This window comes from Sorangium sp. So ce834 (assembly GCF_051521425.1).
Taxonomy (GTDB): domain Bacteria; phylum Myxococcota_A; class Polyangia; order Polyangiales; family Polyangiaceae; genus Sorangium; species Sorangium cellulosum_D.
On sequence record NZ_CP150351.1, the window covers coordinates 11,583,560 to 11,600,347 of the forward strand.

13 protein-coding genes are annotated in these 16,788 nt (G+C 71.3%); 7 read left to right on the forward strand and 6 right to left on the reverse strand.

What is annotated here, in order from left to right; translation table 11 throughout:
- The first annotated feature begins 13 nt into the window (after positions 1 to 13).
- The 6 genes from coxB (at position 14) to WMF20_RS42605 (ending at position 6,023) form a co-directional block, all read left to right on the forward strand.
- Complete coding sequence (gene coxB / locus WMF20_RS42580; RefSeq protein WP_437607416.1) at positions 14 to 964, forward strand: cytochrome c oxidase subunit II; 951 nt, start codon at positions 14 to 16, stop codon at positions 962 to 964.
- A gap of 19 nt (positions 965 to 983) precedes the next feature.
- Entirely contained in the window at positions 984 to 2,621 is a 1,638-nt protein-coding gene (gene ctaD / locus WMF20_RS42585; protein ID WP_437607418.1) for a cytochrome c oxidase subunit I, read from the forward strand.
- The gene (locus WMF20_RS42590) at positions 2,618 to 3,304 is read left to right on the forward strand and encodes a cytochrome c oxidase subunit 3 family protein (protein WP_437607420.1); all 687 of its coding nucleotides are present in this window, start codon (positions 2,618 to 2,620) and stop codon (positions 3,302 to 3,304) included. The genes ctaD and WMF20_RS42590 overlap by 4 nt, the downstream gene beginning before the upstream one ends.
- A 15-nt stretch (positions 3,305 to 3,319) precedes the next feature.
- Entirely contained in the window at positions 3,320 to 3,802 is a 483-nt protein-coding gene (locus WMF20_RS42595; protein WP_129579609.1) for a cytochrome C oxidase subunit IV family protein, read from the forward strand.
- A 246-nt stretch (positions 3,803 to 4,048) separates the two neighbouring features.
- Complete coding sequence (locus tag WMF20_RS42600) at positions 4,049 to 5,461, forward strand: sensor histidine kinase (protein ID WP_129579610.1); 1,413 nt, start codon at positions 4,049 to 4,051, stop codon at positions 5,459 to 5,461.
- Positions 5,462 to 5,468: 7 nt separating this feature from the next.
- Positions 5,469 to 6,023, forward strand: a complete 555-nt coding sequence (locus WMF20_RS42605) for a response regulator transcription factor (RefSeq protein ID WP_129579611.1) — start codon at positions 5,469 to 5,471, stop codon at positions 6,021 to 6,023.
- Here WMF20_RS42605 and WMF20_RS42610 read toward each other — a convergent pair.
- Complete coding sequence (locus WMF20_RS42610) at positions 6,020 to 7,216, reverse strand: trans-sulfuration enzyme family protein (RefSeq protein WP_437607422.1); 1,197 nt, start codon at positions 7,214 to 7,216, stop codon at positions 6,020 to 6,022. The genes WMF20_RS42605 and WMF20_RS42610 overlap by 4 nt on opposite strands.
- A 122-nt stretch (positions 7,217 to 7,338) precedes the next feature.
- Between WMF20_RS42610 and WMF20_RS42615 the strand changes: the two genes are divergently transcribed.
- Positions 7,339 to 9,006: a nitrite/sulfite reductase gene (locus WMF20_RS42615; protein ID WP_437607423.1), complete on the forward strand. Its 1,668-nt coding sequence runs from the start codon at positions 7,339 to 7,341 to the stop codon at positions 9,004 to 9,006.
- A 240-nt stretch (positions 9,007 to 9,246) separates the two neighbouring features.
- Here WMF20_RS42615 and WMF20_RS42620 read toward each other — a convergent pair whose 3' ends face one another.
- The 5 genes from WMF20_RS42620 to WMF20_RS42640 all read right to left on the reverse strand — a co-directional run bounded on the left by WMF20_RS42620 (position 9,247) and on the right by WMF20_RS42640 (position 16,723).
- Complete coding sequence (locus WMF20_RS42620) at positions 9,247 to 11,361, reverse strand: ATP-dependent helicase (protein ID WP_437607425.1); 2,115 nt, start codon at positions 11,359 to 11,361, stop codon at positions 9,247 to 9,249.
- A gap of 99 nt (positions 11,362 to 11,460) precedes the next feature.
- Entirely contained in the window at positions 11,461 to 12,435 is a 975-nt protein-coding gene (locus WMF20_RS42625) for a hypothetical protein (RefSeq protein WP_437607426.1), read from the reverse strand.
- 51 nt (positions 12,436 to 12,486) lie between these two features.
- A complete protein-coding gene (locus WMF20_RS42630; RefSeq protein WP_437607428.1) occupies positions 12,487 to 14,016 on the reverse strand; it encodes a serine/threonine-protein kinase in 1,530 nt (509 codons plus the stop codon).
- A complete protein-coding gene (locus WMF20_RS42635) occupies positions 14,013 to 15,005 on the reverse strand; it encodes a serine/threonine-protein kinase (RefSeq protein ID WP_437607430.1) in 993 nt (330 codons plus the stop codon). The genes WMF20_RS42630 and WMF20_RS42635 overlap by 4 nt, the downstream gene beginning before the upstream one ends.
- A gap of 185 nt (positions 15,006 to 15,190) precedes the next feature.
- Positions 15,191 to 16,723, reverse strand: coding sequence for an extensin family protein (locus tag WMF20_RS42640; protein ID WP_437607432.1), 1,533 nt, complete (start codon positions 16,721 to 16,723; stop codon positions 15,191 to 15,193).
- Between the last annotated feature and the right edge of the window lie 65 nt (positions 16,724 to 16,788).

A 16,788-nucleotide genomic window follows, 5' to 3' on the forward strand; every position in this document is an offset into this window, starting at 1 on the left:
CGGAGCCACAACTATGGAGATGAAGAACCCGATCGAACTTGGCTCCTTCTGGCTGCCCCGCGCGGGGTCGACGCTCGCCGAGCACATCGACGCCGGCTGGGCCGCGGCCTACTGGGTCGCCGTCCTCTTCTTCGTCCTGGTCACCGGGGCGGTCGTGCTGTTCGCCGTGAAGTACCGGCGGCGCAGCGAGAAGGACAAGACGAGCCCCATCGACCACAGCGCGACGGTCGAGGTCGTGTGGACGCTGATCCCGCTCGCCATCCTCATCGCGCTCTTCTTCGTGGGCATGCGCGGCTACGTGCACGCCTCGGTGGCGCCGGCCGAGTCCTACGAGATCAACGCCACCGGCGAGATGTACATCTGGACGTTCACCTACCCCGACGGGACGACGACCGTGAACGAGCTCGCCGTGCCCCGGGGGCGCCCGGTGCGGGTCATCCTGAGCTCGAAGGACATCCTCCACAGCTTCTTCATCCCGGAGTTCCGCGTGAAGCAGGACGTGGTCCCGGGCTCGTACACGTCGGTCTGGTTCGAGGCGACGGACACGCGCGAGACGGTGCTCCTGTGCACCGAGTACTGCGGCTCCGGCCACTCGGACATGATGGCCACGGTCAAGGTGATGGAGCCGTCGGACTTCGAGAAGTGGCTGGAGGGCAACAACAACAGCGACCTCCCGCCCGAGGAGCTCGGCAAGACGCTCTTCGCCAAGCGGAGCTGCGCGACCTGCCACTCGCTCGACGGGACGCGCCTCCAGGGACCGTCGCTCAAGGGGCTCTTCGGCCGCGAGGAGGAGCTCACGAACGGATCGAAGGTCACCGTGGACGAGAACTACTTCCGCGAGAGCCTGTTCAACCCGCAAGGCCAGATCGTGCGCGGCTACCCGCCGGTGATGCCGTCGTTCAAGGGGCTCCTCAAGGACAGAGAAGTGGACGCGCTCATCGCTTACCTCAAGACGGTGAAGTGAGCGCCGGGGAGAAGCAGTCATGTCGCAGACAGTAACGACCCTCGACGTCAATACGGCGCCCGACGGCGGCCACGGATCGGATTACATCCGGGCCACGAGCGGGATCATGTCGTGGCTCACCACGGTCGATCACAAGCGGATCGGCCTGATGTACCTCGTCAGCACCTTCATCGCCTTCCTCATGGGCGGGGTCTTCGCGCTGGTCCTCCGGCTCGAGCTCCTGACGCCGAAGGCGACGATCATCAGCGCGAACGCCTACAACCAGATGTTCACGCTCCACGGCGCGGTGATGACGTTCCTCTTCATCATCCCGAGCATCCCCGGCGCGCTCGGCAACTTCCTCCTGCCGATCATGATCGGCGCGAAGGACGTCGCCTTCCCGAAGCTGAACCTCCTCAGCCTGTATCTCTACTGGATCGGCGCCCTCTTCACGCTCTCGTCGCTCGTCACGGGCGGCATCGACACCGGCTGGACGTTCTACGTCCCGTACTCGAGCACGGTCACCACGACGTCGGTCCTGAGCGTCACGTTCGGCGTCTTCATCCTCGGCTTCTCCAGCGTGCTCACGGGGCTGAACTTCGTCGTCACCCTGCACAAGCTCCGGGCGCCCGGGATGGGTTGGTACAAGATGCCGCTCATGCTCTGGGCGCTCTACGCGACGAGCATCGTCCAGATCCTCGCGACCCCCGTCCTCGGCATCACGCTCCTCCTGCTCATCGCCGAGCGCGCGTTCCACATCGGCATCTTCGACCCGGCGCTCGGCGGCGACCCGGTGCTCTACCAGCACTTCTTCTGGTTCTACAGCCATCCGGCCGTCTACATCATGATCCTGCCGGGCATGGGCATCATCAGCGAGCTCATCTCCGTGCACGCGCGGCGCCGGATCTTCGGCTACAAGGCGATCGCCTTCTCCAGCGTCGCCATCGCCCTGGTCGGCTTCCTCGTGTGGGGCCACCACATGTTCACCTCGGGCCAGAGCGAGCTCGCGGCGATCATCTTCTCGTTCCTGACCTTCCTCGTCGCCATCCCCAGCGGGGTCAAGGTCTTCAACTGGACCGCCACGCTGTGGCGCGGCTCGATCAGCTTCAACGCGCCGATGCTGTACGCGCTGTCGTTCCTCATCCTCTTCTCGATCGGCGGCCTGACCGGCGTCTTCCTCGGGATGCTCAGCGTCGACCTCCACCTGCACGACACGTACTTCGTCGTCGCGCACTTCCACTACGTGATGGTGGGCGGCACCGTCATCGCCTACTTCGGCGGTCTCCACCACTGGTGGCCCAAGATCACCGGGAAGATGTACTCCGAGCGGCTCGCCGCCATCGCCTGCGTCCTCGTGTTCATCGGCTTCAACGTCACGTTCTTCACGCAGTTCGTCCTGGGCAGCCGCGGGATGCCGCGGCGCTACTACAACTACCTCGACCAGTTCCAGCCGCTGCACGCCTTCTCGACGGTGGGCTCGTGGATCCTGGGCGCCGGCATCCTCGTGATGCTGGTCTGCTTGATCCGCTCGCTCCGCTCCGGCGCGCCGGCGCCGAAGAACCCCTGGGGCGGGCTCAGCCTCGAGTGGACCGCCGCCTCCCCGCCCATCACCGAGAACTTCGTCCGCACCCCGATCGTGACCAAGGGCGCATACGACTTCAACACGGAGAACGCATGAGCGCGCACGCCGAGGCCGCCGATCGGCCGAACAAGGCCGGGCCGGTCCTGTCCCCCAATTTCCACGTCGCCCATCATTTCGACTCCGCGGACACGCAGTTCGACGCCGGCAGGATGGGCATCTGGCTCTTCCTGGTCACCGAGGTCCTCCTCTTCGGCGGGCTGTTCTGCGCGTTCGCGGTCTTCCGGACGTGGTTCTTCGACTCGTTCGTGGAGGCCCACCATCACCTCGACAAGGTGATGGGCGGCATCAACACGGTGGTGCTCATCTGTTCCAGCCTGACGATGGCGCTCGCCGTCCGGTCGGCGCAGAAGAGCGACCAGAAGACCACGACGCGGCTGCTCGTGATCACGCTGCTCTGCGCGGCCGCGTTCCTCGTGATCAAGTACTTCGAGTACCAGCACAAGTTCCACGACGGCCTGCTGCCCGGGAAGTACTTCACCGCCGAGGGCTTCACCACGGCCCACGCGGGGATCTTCTTCGCCATCTACTTCATGATGACGGGCATCCACGGCGTGCACGTCATCATCGGGATGGGGCTCATCACGTGGATCCTCATCCGCAACACGCGCGGTGAGTTCTCGAGCCGTTACTACTCGCCGGTCGAAGGGGTCGGGCTGTACTGGCACCTCGTCGACCTCATCTGGATCTATCTCTTCCCCCTCCTCTACCTGGTGGGCTGAGGCCTAGAGGACAGCATGTCGACACACGCAGAAGCAGCCGACGCGCACGGACACGGGCACGGCCATGGCCACGGCGCGGACCACGTGCCCCACGTCCTGCCGCTCAAGGTCTACATCGCCACCTGGCTCACGCTGCTCGTGCTCACGGTCGTGACCGTGGGGGCGAGCTACGTCGACCTCGGCGCGGCCAACCTGGCCATCGCGGTCCTCATCGCGACGGTGAAGGCGAGCGTCGTGGCGCTCATCTTCATGCACCTCAAGTGGGACCACAAATTCCACACCCTGATCTTCGCGTCGTCGCTCATCTTCCTGGCGATCTTCATCGGCTTCACGATGTTCGACACGAACAACCGGGGCCGGGCCGACCAGGTCGAGGCCGAGCGGCCGGCGGACATCAAGGCGCCCTTCGACGGCAAGCGCGCCGCCGACAACTGGATCGTGAAGAAGCCGCACAAGGTGGCCCCGCCGCCGAAGCAGGTCCACCAGGGCACCGAGTGACCCGCTGCGGGGCCGCGCGCCCCGCAGCAAGCGCCGGATGTAAGCCGGAACACAATCTTAAGCCCCTGGAATCACAGGGATTTTTCTTGCCACCCCTCGGATGTGGGCGCGGGTGCACCTCGCGCGTGCTCGCGGCTTTCGTGCGCGGTACAAGGGAGCGGATGAAAGGCAACGTCGAAAGGTTGCTCCGGGCTGAACGCCGGACGCCGCGACCGCGCCCTGGAAGCCCTCCCTGTCCGCGCGCGGATGCAATCCTCCTTCCAATCCTGGTCGCTTGACGCCGACCCCACCAAGAGCGGCGCGCCCCCGGCGGCGCGGCGGCGGCTCGCGGTCCTGCTGTCCGGGCCGAAGCCCCCGTCCTGGGACACCGCCGACCGGTGGCTGATCCAGCTCAGGTGGGTCGCGATCGCGGGCATGATCGCGACGACGGTGGCGAGCCGGAAGCTCGTGCCCGACCTCCGGCTCGGGCCGCTCGTCCTCGGCATCGCGGCGATCACGGTGGCGAACCTCGCCTGGACCTACCGGGTCCGGCGCGCGCGCCCGCTCGACGGGGGCGAGACCTCGACGCGCGAGCCCGCGCAGGAGCTCGCGCGCGCCCAGCTCGTGGGCGACGTGGTCGCGAACGCCTGGATGCTCTGGTTCTCGGGCGGCCTCGAGAACCCGTTCGCCGTCTTCCTCGCCTTCCACATCGCCCTCTCCGGCCTGCTCTGCCCGCGGCGCACGACCGTGCTCGTGGGGCTGCTGACGCTGCTCGCGATCGGCGTTCTCACCGACGCGGAGCCGCTGCCGCTCGACTCCGCGTCGCTCGACGGCGACCGCATCCGGCAGCTCGGCGACCTGGTCTCGCTGACGTCGCTGACGCTGTTCCTCGGCTTCTTCGTCGTCGTCTACGCGCACAGGCTCGAGGAGCTCCGGCAGCAGAGCCAGCGGAACGAGCGGCTGGCGATGCTCGGGCGCATGGTCGGCGGCATGTCTCACGAGCTCAGCACGCCGCTCGCGACGATCCTCCTCGCGAGCAAGGACCTCGTCGACGTGGCGCGCGAGACGGGCTCCGAGGACGCGGCGCGCATGGCCGAGACGGTGGCCGGCGAGGCCCGGCGCGCGAGCGACATCATCAGCCTGATGCGCGGGCAGATCCGGCTCGATCAGCGGCTCGAGCCGCTGGAGCTCACCCGCTTCGTGCGCGACCTCTCGAAGGCCGAGCTCGCGCGGCTCGGCTACCGGGGCGAGCTCGCGTTCGACACGCCGCGGCCGGTGCAGGCGAACGTGCTCAAGCCGGCGCTGCGCCAGGTGCTCGTCAACCTGCTCGCGAACGCGGCCGAGGCGATCGACGACGGGGCCGAGCAGCGGATCGAGGTGAGCGTCGTCGAGCGCGGCGACGTCTGCGAGATCGCGGTCTCGGACAGCGGCCCGGGGCTGAGCCCCGAGATCGCCGGGCGGCTCGGGGAGCCGTTCCAGACGACGAAGATGTCGCAGGGCGGGATGGGGCTCGGGCTCTACATCAGCTCGATGATGGCCTCGCGCATGAACGCGGTGCTGCGCATGGAGAGCGTCGAGACCGGCGGGGCGAAGGCGACCTTGCGCCTCCGCCTCGACGGGACCACGGGCCCGATGGACGCGGATCTCCCCCCCGCGCTGAAGCGCGCCGGGGCCGCCTGAGGTGAAGATGACGCGACGGATCGAGACGGCGCTGCTCGTGGACGACGACGACGCGTTCCGCACCACGCTGCAGGGCGCGCTGCGCCGCCGCGGCGTCGTGGCGCGGACCGCGGCGACGATCGACGAGGGGCTCGTGGCGCTCGAGTACGAGCCGGTGGACCTCGTGGTCATCGACTACCGCATGCCGCGCGGCGACGGGCTCAGCGCGCTCGCCAAGTACCGCAAGCTGCAGCCCGACGCGGCGATCGTGATGCTGACCGGGTTCGGGGACATCCCGCTCGCGGTGGCGGCGATGCGCGAGGGCGCGGACACGCTGCTCAGCAAGCCCGTCGACGCCGACAAGCTCCTGCGCGAGGCCGCGAGCCTCCGCGAGCGCCAGCGGCCGCCCCCCTCGGCGGCGGCCCCGACGCCGCCGCCCGGGAGCCTGAAGCTCGACGACCTGGAGCGCGAGGCGATCCGCGCCGCGCTCCGGGAGTCGGGCGGCGTGGTGGCGACCGCGGCGAAGCTGCTCGGGATCGACCGGCGGACGCTGCAGCGGAAGCTGAAGAAGCTCGGGGGCTAGGCCTTCTGGAGCGCGTCGAGCGCGCCGAGGACGTCCTTCACGACGTCCTCGGTCTCCTCGACGCCGACCGAGAGGCGGATGAGCGCGGGGGAGATGCCGATCGCCGCGAGCTGCTCGTCGTTGAGCTCGTGGAAGCTCATGATGCAGGGCTGCTCGATGAGCGTCTCCACGCCGCCGAAGCTCGGGGCGATCGCGGCGATGCGCGTGCCGTCGACGACGCGCGCGGCCGCCTCGCGCCCGCCGCGCACGATGAAGCTCACGACGCCGCCGAAGCCGCGCATCTGGGCGGCCGCGATCTCGTGATCCGGGTGCGACGGGAGCCCGGGGTAGAACACCCGCTCGACGGCGGGGTGCGCCTCGAGCGCGCGCGCGACCGCGAGCCCCGTCGCGTTCTGCCGCTCGACGCGGAGCGCGAGCGTCTTCATCCCGCGGCCGATCAGCGCCGCGGCGTGGGGGTCGATGATGCCGCCGAGGACGCTGCGCATGTCGCGGACGAGCGAGATCAGCGCGCTGGAGCCGGACACCGCGCCGCCGAGGACGTCGTTGTGGCCGGACAGGTACTTGCTGGCGCTGTGGACGACGAGGTCGATGCCGCGGCCGATCGGGTCGGAGTTGTACGGGGTCGCGAACGTCGCGTCGACGACCGTCTTGACGCGCGCCTTCTTGCAGATCTCGGCGAAGCGGGACAGGTCGATGCAGTGCAGGTACGGGTTCGTCGGCGACTCGCTCAGCGCGAAGCGGGTGCGCGGCTTGAAGGCCGCCTCGAGCTGGTCGAACGCGCCCGGGTCGATGAGCGTGTGCTCGACGCCGAGCCGCGAGAGCACGTTGATCACGAACTGCCGCGTGCGGCGGTACACGTCGCGGAAGAGGATGACGTGGTCGCCCGCCTTGAGCAGGGCGAACGCCGTGGTCGTCACCGCCGCCATCCCGCTCGCGAAGAGCAGGGCGTCCTCCGCGCGATCGAGCGCCGCGATGCGCTGCTCGACCTCGCGCACGGTCGGGTTGCCGTAGCGGCCGTACTCCTGGCGCTCCGGGTCCGTGTCGCCCCCGGCGAAGTAGCGCTCGAGATCCGCTGTGTTCGCAAACGTGTACGTCGCCGTCTGCGCGATCGCGGGGGCGAGGGTGTGGGACGGCCGCTCGCGGAGCACACCCGCGTGCACAGCATCGGTCGAGTTCGGCAGTTCGGTCTTCATGGGGGGCGCTGAGGTGGGGGGGCGCCGAGGTGGGGGGCGCCGAGGGGCCGGGAACTTCGGTGGCACCGGCCTTCAGAATTGTCGCACTTGACGCGTCGGAAATATAGGGAATACCATCGGTTATGTTGCATCCAGTCGAGCGCCTTGCGGCGGCCATCGACGAACACGCCGAGAACGTCGCCAAATTCAAACGTGGTGAGCTGACCCCCGACCAGTTCCGCCCCCTGCGGCTGGCCATGGGGGTCTACGCGCAGCTCGCGCACGTGAAGCACATGCAGCGCATCAAGATTCCCGGAGGGCAGCTCACGGCTGCGCAGCTGGAAGCCCTCGCGGAAGTCACGGAGCGGTGGGGTCGCGGGCTAGCGCACGTCACGACCCGCCAGGACATTCAGCTCCACTACCTGGAGATCGAGGAGACGATCGACCTGCAGCGCGTGCTCGCGCGCGCGGGGGTGACGACGGTCGGCGCGTGCGCGGACACGCTCCGCAACATCACCGCGTCCCACCTCGCCGGCGTGGTCGAGGACGAGGTGTTCGACGTGACGCCTTACGCGCTCGCGGTCACCAAGCACTTCCTCTTCCACGAGCACAACCGGCGGCTACCGCGGAAGTTCAAGGTGGCCTTCTCGGGGAGCGCGCGCGATCACGCGCAGGTCATGATCAACGACGTCGGTCTGTTCGCGAAGATCGGCGACCGCGGGCGCGGCTTCGCGGTCTACGTGGCCGGCTCGCTCGGCTCGACGCCCGAGATCGCGCACCTCTGGAAGGAGTTCATCCCGGAGTCCGATCTGCTGCCGGTGTGCGAGGCCGTGGTCAGCGTGTTCCACCGGGACGGAGAGCGGAAGAACCGGAAGAAGGCGCGCCTCAAGTTCCTGCTGCGCAAGATCGGCGAGGCCGAGTTCCTGCGCAGGCTCGACGAGGAGTTCGATCGCATCAAGGCGGAGCGCGGCGACGCGCTCGCGGCCGAGCTGAAGGAGAATGTGGCCGGGTACCGGGAGAACGATCCGCCCCCGCTCACGCCGCTGCGGGAGACGCTCGGCGACGGCGCGTTCGCGCGCTGGAAGCGGACCAACACGATCGCGCAGAAGCAGCCCGGCTACCGGGTGGCGACGGTCAAGCTGCCGCTCGGCGACATCACGAGCGAGCAGCTGCGGCGCCTGGCCGACCTCTCGCGGCGCTACGGCAACGGCGAGGTGCGGGCGACGAACACCCAGAACTTCGTGCTGCGCTGGGTGCCGGAGGGGCAGCTGCTCAACCTTCACCGCGAGCTCTCGCAGATGGACCTCGCCGAGGCGGACTCGGGGCACATCACCGACGTGGTGACCTGCCCGGGCGGCGACTACTGCACGCTCGCGATCACGAAGAGCATGCAGGTCGGGTCGCGCATCCGGGAGCACCTGGTGCCGAACGGCAGCCGCCAGGAGGCCGACGACTTCGTGAGCGCCCTCGGCGAGTTCGACATCAAGATCTCGGGGTGCCCGAACTCGTGCGGGCAGCACCACGTCGCCGACATCGGGATGACGGGGCTGATGGTGAAGGGCAAGGATGGGGTCGAGCGCCCGCACTACTCGCTCCGGGTGGGCGGCGGCTGCGGCCCGAACGCGCGCATCGGCGAGCGCCTCGACGGCCGCATCCCCGAGGAGGAGACGCCCAAGGTGATCGCCGCCATCGCGCGCTACTACATGGCCGGCCGCGCCGAGGGCGAGAGCTTCCGCGACTTCGTCACGCGCAAGGGCGTGCAGGAGATCACCCGCGTCGGCTTTGCCGCCGCCGAGGGTGCCGCTATCTGAGCGTCCGCCCCGCCCGGGGGCTCCGTCATCGGAGCCCCCGCCCCGCCCATCCCTGACCCCTTCCAAGATGGTTCGCCGGCACGCCGGCTCTCCGGCGCCCTGGCTCAGCCGCTCCCTGAGCGGGGCTCGCCCGCACAGGAGACGGGCCCAGATCGGCGTTTTCGGCGCGGAGGCGTACTCTTGTACGCCGAGCACCGAAAACGTCGAGGTGGGCCCGTATCCGAAGCGGGCGAGCCCCGCTCAACGGCGGCGTGGGATGAGGGGCGGATCTCCCGCGAACGGGTTCATCGCCAGCGCCGCCAGCACGCCCGCGGCGCCCGCCTTGACCTTCTCCATCCCCGGAGCGACGGGCGCGAGCTCCTCGCGCTCCTCGATGAGCTCGGGGGGAATGTCGAGCAGGAACCTGCTCGGCGTCCTCGGCACCATCTTGCCGCGCGAGCCGCGGTGCTTCGCCCGCGTGAGGTAGAGCCGATCGCGGGCCCGCGTGACCGCGACGTAGAAGAGCCGCCGCTCCTCCTCGATGCTGTGGCCGCCCGTGTCGCCCCCCTCGGCGCCGCTCGGCGCGGCGTCGGTGGCGCGCTCGTCGAGGCTGCGCTGGTGGGGCATCAGCCCCTCCTCCAGGCCGATCACGAAGACGTACGGGAACTCGAGGCCCTTCGCGCCGTGCATCGTGGTGAGCGTCACGCGGTCGGTGGCCTCCTCCTCCTCGGAGTCCTGCCGGAGCGCGAGCAGCCGCAGGAACTCGGCGAAGCTCGCGCGGTCCCCCTTCCCCTTCTCGTCGCGGCGCGCGAAGACGTTGAGCAGCCCCTCGAGGTTGCCCCAGCGGCGCGCGGCGGCGTTGTTCGTGGAGGAGCCGGTCATGATGTCCTCCTTGAAGCCGGCGTCGGCGAGGAGCGCGCGCGCGACCTCCGCGGAGGGCTCGCCGCGCTCGAGCCGCCCGCGCGCGGCCTCGATGATCCGGAGCAGCTGGCGGCACCCCTCGATCGCGGCGGCGCTCAGCTCGTGGATGGCGTGCGGCCGCGACACCGCCGTCCAGAGCGAGGTGTCGTGCGCCGTCGCGTAGGCGCCGAGCTTGGCGATCGCGGCGTCGCCGACGCCGCGCGCCGGGTAGTTCAGGATGCGCCGCAGCGACATCTCGTCCTGCGGGTTCAGCGCGACGCGCAGGTAGGCGATGAGGTCCTTGACCTCCTTGCGCTCGAAGAACTGCTGGCCGCCGATCATCCGGATCGGGATCTGCCGCTCCTTGAGGGCCGACTCGATCGCGGCCGCCTGGAGGTTCGACCGGTAGAGCACGGCGATGTCCTTCGGCCGCGCGGCCTCCCGCTCCAGGAGGCGCTGCGCCTCCGTGGCCACGAAGCTCGCCTCGACGTCGGGGTCGACGCAGATGATGGACCGCACCTTGTCGCCGTCCAGGCGGGTGGCGATGAGCGACTTCTTGTGCCGCCGGGCGCCGGACTTCGCGAGCACCGCGTTGGCGACGTCGAGGATCGGCTTGCGCGAGCGGTAGTTGTGCTCGAGCTTGACGACCTTCGCGCCCGAGAAATGCTCCTCGAAATCGAGGATGTTGCGCACGTCGGCGCCGCGCCAGGCGTAGATCGACTGGTCGTCGTCGCCGACGACGACCACGTTGCGGTGCTCGCCGCAGAGCAGGCGCAGGAGCTCGAGCTGGGCGCGGTTCGTGTCCTGGTACTCGTCGACGATCACGAAGCGGTAGCGCATCCGCCAGCGATCGAGGACGTCGGCCCGCGTCTGCCAGAGGCGGACCACCTCGCAGATGAGGTCGTCGAAGTCGAAGGCCTGGAACGAGCGCAGCGCCGCGTTGTAGCGCGGGTACACGAGCATCGAGATCTCGTCGTAGTCGTCGATGCCCTTGCCCTGCCGCTGCGCCTCGGCCCACGCCTCGGGCTCGAGGAACGCGTTCTTGGCGTTCGAGATGCGCGAGAGGATCGCGCCGACGTCGTAGCTCTTGCCGGCGCGGAGCTCGCGGAGGATCTCGCGGATGACCCCCAGCGCGTCGGACTGATCGAAGATGGCGAACGAGCCGCCGCGCAGCCCGAGGGCGCGGGTCTCGGCGCCGAGCACGTCGAGGCCGAAGCGGTGGAAGGTGCAGACCTTGAGCTCGCGCGCGACCTTGGCGCCGACGAGCTTGCCGACGCGCTCGTGCATCTCGGCGGCGGCCTTGTTGGTGAAGGTCATCGCCAGGATGGAGCGCGCCGAGATGCCGCGATCGAGCAGGCGCGCGATCCGCGTGGTCACCACGCGCGTCTTGCCGGATCCGGCGCCGGCGAGCACCAGCATTGGCCCGAGCTCGTGCTCGACGGCCGCACGTTGAGACGGGTTCAATAAGTCCGACACCGTGCGGTGCCCTAGCCCGGCGTGCGCCGGAGCGGGAGCTTGATTTTATCGGACGTCAGCGCGGGCGCGGGATCGCCGCTGGAACGCCGCTGGAACGGCTCAAAGTCCGGGCGGCGTGGCGAACTGCCCCGGGAACGGGTTCGCCTCCCGGCGGCGCCGGACGTCGTCGAGCGTCCAGGGCGCCGTGCCGCGCTCGTGGAAGAGGGCCACGCCGATCACGCCCACGTTCCTCGTGTCGCCGTGCTTCTGGTTCGCGTAGGAGCCGCGGACCGAGCCGAACCGGAACGCCGCGACCGTGTCCATGCTCTGGCGGAAACCGTCGATCTCGAGCTCGCCGTGGGGCTCGACCAGGTAACCGCGCTTGTCGAACGCCGCGGGCTGGCCGTCCATGACGTCGAGTCCGTCGACGGAGACGACGCACTCGATCCGGTTCGGCGTGAGGTTGCGCAGCACGACGCTGTAGCGCTGGCCGGCCTCGCCGACGACGTGGCTCGTCTCGCCGGCGACGAAGCCGCTCAGGAAGCCGCCGCCGTCGCCGCGCAGCCCGATCGCGACGGCGCCGCCGGCGAGCGTGAAGGACTGCGGCGACGTACGGCGGAAGCCGGACGCGCTCGCCATGGCGCGGGCGCCCTCGGCGTCGTTGTAGAACAGGCTCGCGACCGCGAACGGCCGCTCGACGTCGGCGCGGACGAACGGCGCGGTCGAGATGCGGGACACGCGCGTCTCGCCCCACTCGGTGCCGAGGCCGGGGCGCTCGATCGGCTCCGGCGCGACCTGGCTGCTCGGCGCCCTGCGCGCCGCCCCCTCGGCACGGCCGGCGGAGGGCGCCTCGAAGCCGGCAGAGGGCGCCGCGGGCGCGGCCTCGAACGGCGGCGGGGCGGGCGCGCCCGGCTCGGAGGCGGCGCCGTCCCAGGCGCCGGAGCTGCTCGAGGCGACGAACCCAGGAGCGGCATCGGCTGCCCTCGACGTCGCGGCGTCCACCGGCCGGGGCGCGGCGCCGCCGCCGCACGAGGCAGCGCCCGCGAGGAGCGATATCGCCAAACAAGCCAGCCCGATTCGTCGCGTCCGGTTCATGGTCCCTCCACTCCGCATTGCGGTGTCGACCGGAGAACGGGCTCGACGAGGCTACCTTACAGCCGAGCGCGCCTCTGCCGCGGCGGGCGCGGACGGCGGCGCCGGCGCGGGGAGATCGCTCGCCGCGAGCCAGCGCTCTGCGAGCGTGAGCCCGAGCGCGGCGGACGCGACGGCGAGCGCGCACACGCCGAGGGCGGCGGCGCGCGACGCGGCGCGGGCGACGCGCGGCGCCGGGCATGCGCGCCGCCTCGAGCGCGCCGGCGGGCGGCGCGCGACGGGCGCGGCGCCGGCGCGGCCGCCGCCCTGCGCGGCGAGCGGCGGGAGGCGCTGCGCGGCGGCGGGCGCGCCGGCGCGGGCCGTGGGGACGTCGAAGGCGGTCGGGGTGAGCTCCGCCGTGCTGGCCGCCGGCGCCGCGCCGTGCGGCGCTCCGTCGCGCAGCCGGCGCACGGCGGCGTCCATGTCGCCGGCCGTCTGGAAGCGGTGCTCTGGCGCCTTCGCGATGGCGCGCAGGATCACCCGATCGAGGGCGGGCGGGAGCGGCTGCGGCGCGTAGCGCGACGGCGGGGGCGGCTCCCGCTCGCAGTGGGCGAAGCGGAGCGCGTCGCGGCGGCCGTGCAGCTCGTCGAACGGGCCTCGCCCGGCGACGAGCTCGTAGAGGACGAGGCCCATCGCATAGATGTCGGCGCGCGGATCGATCGGCAGGGAGGCGCACTGCTCGGGCGCCATCGTCCTCGGCGTGCCGATGACCGCGTCCGGGGCGGTCAGCGAGGCGCCGGCGTGGAGGAGCTTGGCGACGCCGAAGTCGAGGACCTTGAGCGTGCCGTCGTCGCACAGAAACAGGTTCTCGAGCTTGAGGTCGCGGTGGACGATGCCGGCGGCGTGCGCGAGCGACAGCGCCGAGAGGGCCTGCTGGACCAGGCCGAGCGCGGTCGGGACCGCGACCACGCCGAGGCGCGCGAGCTCGGTCCTGAGGTCGCGCCCTTCGAGGAGCTCCATGGCGAAGTAGGGGCGGCCGCCTCGGGTGGTGCCGAGATCGAAGACCTCGGGCAGGCTCCGGTGGCGCAAGCGAGCGATGACGCGCGCCTCGGCGCGCATGCGCGCCGAGAGATCGCTGCGGCCGGCGTGGCAGCGGTGCAGCAGCTTCACCGCGAATCGGCGGCCGAGCTCGCGGTGCTCGACCTCGTACACCTCGCCCATGCCGCCCTGGCCGAGCAGGCGCACCACGACGTACGGCGTGCCGGGGATCGGCTCGCCCTCGGCGAGCGCGCGCAGCGGCCACGCGCCCTCGGACGGCTCGACCTCACCCAGCGCGCGAAGCAGCCGCGCGCCTTCGGACGGCTCGACCTCACCCAGCGCGCGCAGCAGCCGCGCGTCTGCGGACAGCTCGACCTCGCCCAGCGCGCGCAGCGGCCGCGCGTCTGCGGACAGCTCGACCTCGCCCAGCGCGCGCAGCGGCCGCGCGTCTGCGGACAGCTCGACCTCGCCCAGCGCGCGCGGCAGCCGCGCGCGAGGAGCCTGCGGCGCGAGCGGAGCGCCGGGCGCGTACAGGAGCGTGCGCCCCTCGGCGGTCGCGCCGGTCATCGCGCCCCTCCGTCCGCGAGCTGCGCCCGCGCGCCGCGCGCGCCGCCCGGCGGCGGGGACTGCCCCGCGCCGTCGGGCGCGTCCGTCTCCCGGCCGCCGTCTTCTCCCTGCGCCTCGGCGAGCGCGGCGGCCATCGCGTCCGCCGTCTGCCAGCGGAGCCCCGGGTCCTTCTCGAGGGCGCGCGCGACCGCGTGGTCGAGCGCCGGAGGAACCCAGAGGAGCGAGCGGAGCCGCGGCGCCGGCGTGCTCAGGTGCGCCCGCATCACCGCCATCGAGTCGACCACCGGAAACGGCCCTCGCCCGGTGAGCGCCTCGAACAGCAGGAGCCCCACCGCGTACACGTCGGTGCGCGCGTCGACCTCCTCGCCCCGGATCTGCTCGGGCGACAGGTAGCGCGGGGTGCCGAGGACGTTCGAGCCCGTCGGCGGCCCGAGCGTCTCGCGGGCCACCTTCGCGATGCCGAAGTCGATCAGCACCGCGTGCTCGGCCTCGGGCGCGGAGGGCCCTCTCTCCAGATCGGCCGGGCCCTGCTCGGCGCCGCTCGCCTGCGCGAGGAAAACGTTCGCCGGCTTGATGTCGCGGTGGATGATGCCGGCGCGGTGCGCCGCGGCGAGCCCGCCGAGCACCTGGATGGCGATGCGCACGGCGGCGGGGGTCGCGAGCGGCCCGCGCGCGTCGAGCCGCTCGCGCAGCGTCTCACCGAAGAGGCGCGGCATGACGAGGAAGGGACGGCCGTCGCTCGTCACGCCGACCTCCTCGACCTTCACGACGTGCGGGTGGCTCAGCGCCGAGAGCGCGCGCCCCTCCTGGACGAGGCGCGCGCCGACCTCGCTCGCCCCCTCGTGCATGGCGCGGAGCAGCTTGAGCGCGCGCAGCTGACCGCGGCGCCCCGTCGCCTCGAAGACCTCGGAGCACGAGCCTGACCCGATCCTCTGGAGCAGGCGGTACGACGTCCCCGGGAGCGGCTGTCCTTCTCGCTTTTGCACCATGTCCGTCGACCTCCCTTGCGGGGGCGCGCGGCGGAGCGCCGGCGCCTTCGTTCGGGAAGGGAATCGTCGCTCTCGCGGCGCGAGTTGCGCGGACAAACCGCTCGACGCATCAAAAAACGCGCAATCAACGGATGTGCAGTGGGCGCGGCGCGCCGTTCAGGGCTGTACAGGGGCGCGGCGCGCGCTCAGTGATAGAGGAACCACCGGACGCCCGGCTTGATCTCCATATGGAAATGGTCGGCGTGCGGCGCGTTGTAATTGGGCGTCAGCGCGTATGTAAAAATCCCGAGATCTGCCGCCTCGCACACGATCGACCGGAGCTCGCGGGCCTCGGGGAGCTCGGGCTGGGGCGCCCCCTCGCCGCAGGTCTTGTCCCCGATGCGGCCGTGGAAATGGCGCGCGACGCTGATCCAGGTGCCGTCGCGCTTCTTGAGGGCGCCGACGTCGATGGCCAGGCCGGCCGGGTGACGCGTGCCTGGCGGAGCCCACGCGCCGCGGGGCTTCTGGCCGGCGTCGCTGCGCAGCGCCACGCCGCCGCGGGGCTTCTGGCCGGCGTCGCTGCGCAGCGCCGCGTCGCCGCGAGGCTCCTGGCCGGCGTCGCTGCGCAGCGCCACGTCGCCGCGGCGCTTTGTCGCGGATGTCGTGGCGCGGGAGGCCACGGGCTTGCGGCGCGCGGAGCGTCGCGTTCCTGCCTTGCCGGCCGCCTTGGCCGGCGCGCTGCGCGCCGCGGTCGCCCGCTCCTGGGTGTTCGGCGCGCTCGACGCGGTGTTTCGAGCGGCCTCCGCCGCCCCCTTGTCCTTCGCGCCGGCCTCCGCCGCCCCCTTGTCCTTCGCGCCGGCCTCCGCCGCCCCCTTGTCCTTTGCGCCGGCCTCCGCCCCGCCCTTGCCCTTCGCGACGGCCTCCGCCCCGCCCTTGTCCTTTGCGACGGCCTCCGCCGCCCCCTTGTCCTTTGCGACGGCCTCCGCCGCCCCCTTGTCCTTTGCGACGGCCTCCGCCGCCCCCTTGTCCTTTGCGCCGGCCTCCGCCCCGCCCTTGCCCTTTGCGCCGGCCTCCGCCCCGCCCTTGCCCTTCGCGCCGGCCTCCGCCCCGCCCTTCTCCTTCATGCGTCGCGGGCGCTCCTCGGGCGCCTTCGACGTCCCGTCGAGCGCGCCCTTCTTGCCCAGCTCGACCGGCGGCGCCGGCCTCGTCGATTCCTTGCGAACGTCGCTGTCCGCGGCCTTCGCCTCGACGGCCCCGTGCGCGTGCTCCCCCTCGCCGTCTCCCCGCTCGCGGCCCGGCATCGGCATGTTGGGTCGGTACATCGTGTAATGGACGACCTCGTCGATATCGTGCCGCACGAGCACGGCCGCGAAATCGTCGAGGGCGAGCGCGAGGCGCGCGTCCAGGATCTCGAACATGCTCGTCACGCGCTGCTCGGGCGGGAGCACGGAATGGTAGTACACGCCGTTCAGCCGACCCGTGAGCCGGATCGGCGCGCGCACCCCGGGCGCGTGATCCACCCTGAGGTACAGGATCTTCCGGCGATCCAGCTCGGCCAGCGCCTCGTCGTCCGTCATGTTGGCGTAGCGGTACGCCGGGGAGGCCTCGGCGACGCTCGCCTCCGGCGTCACGAGGAACGGCGACGCGGCCAGCGCGGGCGCCGGATCGAGCGTCGCGACGGATGCGAGCAGCGCGCCGGCCAGCGGCTTCAGCAGACAGCGAAGTCGGGAAAACGCCACAGCGGCCGCACTCTAACGTGACCGGGCAGGAAGGCGAAAAAAAGCGGGCGACGGCTGGACCGGTG

Bases quoted from the DNA above. Each gene is read 5' to 3' on its own strand.
- coxB (WP_437607416.1), top strand. From the start codon at position 14: ATGGAGATGAAGAACCCGATCGAACTTGGCTCCTTCTGGCTGCCCCGC.
- ctaD (WP_437607418.1), top strand. From the start codon at position 984: ATGTCGCAGACAGTAACGACCCTCGACGTCAATACGGCGCCCGACGGC.
- WMF20_RS42590 (WP_437607420.1), top strand. From the start codon at position 2,618: ATGAGCGCGCACGCCGAGGCCGCCGATCGGCCGAACAAGGCCGGGCCG.
- WMF20_RS42595 (WP_129579609.1), top strand. From the start codon at position 3,320: ATGTCGACACACGCAGAAGCAGCCGACGCGCACGGACACGGGCACGGC.
- WMF20_RS42600 (WP_129579610.1), top strand. From the start codon at position 4,049: ATGCAATCCTCCTTCCAATCCTGGTCGCTTGACGCCGACCCCACCAAG.
- WMF20_RS42605 (WP_129579611.1), top strand. From the start codon at position 5,469: ATGACGCGACGGATCGAGACGGCGCTGCTCGTGGACGACGACGACGCG.
- WMF20_RS42610 (WP_437607422.1), bottom strand. From the start codon at position 7,216: ATGAAGACCGAACTGCCGAACTCGACCGATGCTGTGCACGCGGGTGTG.
- WMF20_RS42615 (WP_437607423.1), top strand. From the start codon at position 7,339: ATGTTGCATCCAGTCGAGCGCCTTGCGGCGGCCATCGACGAACACGCC.
- WMF20_RS42625 (WP_437607426.1), bottom strand. From the start codon at position 12,435: ATGAACCGGACGCGACGAATCGGGCTGGCTTGTTTGGCGATATCGCTC.
- WMF20_RS42630 (WP_437607428.1), bottom strand. From the start codon at position 14,016: ATGACCGGCGCGACCGCCGAGGGGCGCACGCTCCTGTACGCGCCCGGC.
- WMF20_RS42635 (WP_437607430.1), bottom strand. From the start codon at position 15,005: ATGGTGCAAAAGCGAGAAGGACAGCCGCTCCCGGGGACGTCGTACCGC.